The 3,994-nt window shown below is 55.4% G+C and carries 2 protein-coding genes and 2 pseudogenes; all 4 read right to left on the bottom strand.

What is annotated here, in order from left to right; all coding sequences use genetic code 11:
- On the bottom strand, window positions 1-947 hold a 947-nt coding region (locus WH91_RS24215), incomplete at its 3' end, for a hypothetical protein (protein WP_144408363.1).
- Between the two features lie 553 nt (window positions 948-1,500).
- On the bottom strand, window positions 1,501-2,769 hold the full coding sequence (locus tag WH91_RS10250; protein ID WP_046170921.1) for a hypothetical protein: 1,269 nt from the start codon (window positions 2,767-2,769) through the stop codon (window positions 1,501-1,503).
- 460 nt (window positions 2,770-3,229) lie between these two features.
- A pseudogene (locus tag WH91_RS10245) lies at window positions 3,230-3,576 on the bottom strand (transposase); the annotation flags it as partial.
- Between the two features lie 16 nt (window positions 3,577-3,592).
- Window positions 3,593-3,994, bottom strand: a pseudogene (locus WH91_RS23385) (transposase); the annotation flags it as partial.

The raw sequence follows: 3,994 nt of genomic DNA, 5'->3' as shown, positions 1-3,994 counted from the left end.
GTGGGGACCCCGATCAAATCGATCAGCACGAACTTGCGGTAAGCGAGTGGCAAGGTCAGTGCCAGATCCATGAAGTCAGGCTGTCTGGACGCAAGCGTTTGGAAGTGAACTGGGATAACAATCGTAGCGCGTTTCACGTCACCTAGGGCGTGATGCAATCCCTCGATTGCTTTGGCGAACAGGACGGAATCCAGGTTGGCAAGGGCCTCAATCAAATCATCGAGGTGTTCAATTTCTTCGAGGTGTTTGGCTGCGGCAGCTCCGGCCAACGTATCCAACACACACCGATTTTTGGTCCTGCCAAAGTCCCTGTTCGAGTATAGGGGCTGGAACAGTGCTCCGGCATATCGAAGGGCTGGAATACTGTGCCGTTTAATTGCGCTAGCATTAACCGCATCTCGGATGGCCGTCAGACTGGCATAAAGAGCAGACATTGGATCCTTGGCATCGCGAATGCGCGCACTGGGCACCCGGGCTACGAAAGTGTCGGCTGACACTGCCCGCTCTGTCTCGACCAGTTCGCTTCCAATCCTGTCGTCAATGGCCTCTGCGATGCGTTGCACTTGGAGTTCGGCTTCGGCTTCGTCATTTGTTTCAAAACAAATTTGAAATGCAAATTCACCGATAGGACGATAAATGTCCCCGTAGCCAAGACGCTCGAAAAGAACTTCTTCAGCGATGACAAGGGCTTTTTCTGCTACATTTATCCACCGGGGCCCAAGGCGCCCCTTGATCCGGTCGAGCCCCAACAACTGAACGCAACCACCAAGCAAGGATGGGAAGCCCTGTTCATCCAACTGACCAATGATGCGGCGAACGTGGCCGGCCTGTGCTGCTGCAGTTTGACCGCGCGAATTCTGGCAATTTTCGGATATTGCCACATGGCCAGGACTTTCGACGTCGCTGACAAAAAGCCTCTTAATACGTCCAAGAATACTTTCGCGCACCTAAACTCCGATCTCAACCAAACTGTTAGCTTTTCTCTATGACCAGTGCTCTGCAAGCGGCCTGCGCATTGAAGGACTTTTACGCGCGCTCAACTTGACGGGTCATTAAAGGGACCAGAGTTTGGACAAAGCCATACTTTCCTCCGATTTGCCGCGACCGGGGTCCGGTTAATAGATTGCTCCCAATAGACCGACGATCCCAAACGATAGGTAGTCGGTTTCCTAACAATTTTACTAAATTCGTTGCAACTAGGCAGGTTTGCCCCGTGTACCGAATGGACTGCGGAGATGGATTTGAACAATGCACAATTTGGCCCAGCGCAGGGCTGGGCGGTTTTCGGCTTAACGTTCCTGCCTGCGCCGCCCCTGTTCTTTTTGGGATGATCGGGGCGGCCACCGCGGCGGGTTCCGCGGTGGCCGGCTTTTCCATGATGCATGCTGAGGAGGCTATTTAAGTGCGTGCCACGGGCGCCGCTAGGCAGATAGCATCCCGCGCAAAAAAAATTGGGGCCATCGCTGAGTACGATGCCAAGCGACAGATGTTATCCTGCGGTCAGGTTTGCCAGCGCTTTACGAAATCGCTCGATGAATAGCCGAATGGCATTGTCGAAAGAGGACCGATCGCTCGGGGGCTGTAAGAAAGGGGCTGGACCGCTGAACCGTCCATATAGGTGATGCCTGCCTTGACCCCAACTTGAGCAAGGCCGACAGAATCAATTCCCCGAGCAATGGTATTTAGCCCTACGGTGGAGGCTATCGCGCGGAGTTGGCATAGCTTTTGGTAGACTGAACCGTCAGTGCTCCGCCGTGTACTGAGGTCCGTCGCTAGCGCCCAGACAGGAGGTTGCGCGCACTCGGCAATGCGTGGGTCGGAAAGATCGAATGTCAACGACTGCCACCTCACCAACGGCGAGAGTTTATGCACGATCTCCAGTATTGCATGCGACGTATGTGAGCTGTCGATGTCCATAATCTGCAGCGCAATCAGAGGGCGGTATTGCGCGCGAACCGATTCAATCAGCTTACTATAGGTCGCAAAACTCCGGGGATGGCTAAGCGTTTCATACTGGACAGGGACTAAGACGGGTGCTGCACGTCCTAGATGCTTTAACTCATACAGCGTCATTGCTACGCGCGACAGAACGAGAAAGTCCAAGTCCGCAGCTGCTTCTCCATAGCTGCCATATCGCAACTTGATTTGACTGTTGACGGATCCGCGTCCTTTGGCATCCAAAATGCAACGGTTGAGTGCAACCACATTCCTGGATCGCTTCCAGCAGGGTGAAAATAGAACTCGTGAACGCTCCACTAACGAACGCGTGCTACCTGCGGCCTTGCGATGTGCCTCGGCCTTGATCGCGCGCGTATATTTAAACAATCGATCGACTAATTTACCGTCGCCGTTGTGCAAGGCCACACCATTCAACGTACCGAGGAAGGACTCGGGACGGACGCGGTCTCGTATGAAGGGGAACTCTTTCGCCAAGGTGTCGCGGATGCCCTGAGAAATAAGGGCAACCCTATTGCGAGCGTCTGCTTCGGATAGCTCAAAAAGGCAAATTAGATAGGTTGAAGCATTATAGATGCGGTAAAGGTCAAGCGGTCCCAAATGCCTTTGTAGCTCGGCTTCGGTAATCTGGCGCACGCGGTCACGCACCATGTCCCAGGTCACGCCCAATGCGGGTCGGATTTGGCTCAAGCCAACGAGCTCAAGACTGCCGCCGATCGCTCGTGTTGAGGTTGGTTGAGTGCCCTCGAAAATGGCCTGCAATCGTTGGTCGAACACATCCGTGCGAGGGGGATCCACAAGCGTGCGCTGCACTAGGCGCCTGCTCGGTACCGGTCGCTTCGGTTTTAGCCCAACCATGTCGGCTAACGACCCAACCCATGCTGCAACCATTCGGCGATGAACCCCGGTATTATTTGTAGCAACAGCGCCGCGCTTATGTGCCGAAGCCACCACCTGCCCTCGGCTGACAATTGATGGGCTCGTTAAGCAATCGTTAACAGACAACGTTAAGCTTGCATGCCACACCTCATAGCCGCCTTCTACTGCGGGTTGGGAGTTATCACCCTTATTAACAAGGGATGTTCCGTATTCCGGACAAGCGTCCTGGCGGAATTAATCGCGGCGCCTACTGCGCATCTGGAACATAGGCATGAAGCACGAACGTGCGCAGAGCATCTAAATGTCGATACAAAACAAACGCTTATCAACATATTAGCTGGAGGAAACGGTGAGGTGGTCCCGATCGTTTGGACAGTTTGGCGGCTTTGCCAAGCTAATCCGAGGTTTCGATCACGCCGCCAGTTGGAGTGTTTCGGATGTCGGGGTGGGCCCCTCGACCGGTCGGTGTTCGTTCACCCCATAAGCCTCATTGGGGGTCTGTCCGGCAATCCCGGAGTGCGGTCGGTCCCCATTGCAGCAGCCGATCCAGCGGGTCAGACCAGCGCGCCGCTCCGAGCCGGTCTCGAACGCGTGGAGATACACGCACTCGTATTTCAGCGATCGCCACAGCCGTTCGATGAACACATTGTCCATCCAGCGCCCACGGCCGTCCATGCTGATCGCGATCTCGGCATCCTTGAGCACGGCGGTAAAGGCGAAGCTACTGAACTGACTGCCCTGGACGCCCTTCTAAGTGTCAAGCAGCAGTTTGGATGCTACCGATCTCCCGATTGCGTCGCCGGATCACGGAATAGACCTCACGAGCAATATACCGCTTGAGGCATCGGATCGCCTCCAGTTTGGAGTGGCCCTCGGTCAATCGCCTGGCAACGTAAGCCTCGGTTCTCGGATCAGTTCGCAGTTTTCCAAGCGAAATAATGTGAAGGGCGCTGTTTGCAGCCCGATCTCCCCGCGGTTGAGGCGGTGCCTGGTGACCTTGCCCGAAGACGCCGGTACGGGATTGACGCCACACAGCGCGGCGAACCCGGGCTCGGAGCGCAGGCGGTCAACATTGTCTCCTGCGGTTAGCAGCAGCTGCGATGCCGTCTCCTAGCCCACCGCGTTCAGAGCAACCAGGTCGGGAGCGAGTTCATCAGCC

The organism is Devosia psychrophila, from assembly GCF_000971275.1.
Taxonomy (GTDB): domain Bacteria; phylum Pseudomonadota; class Alphaproteobacteria; order Rhizobiales; family Devosiaceae; genus Devosia; species Devosia psychrophila.
Note: the sequence above shows the minus strand (reverse complement) of the source record. Positions and strands in the feature narration are given on the sequence as shown.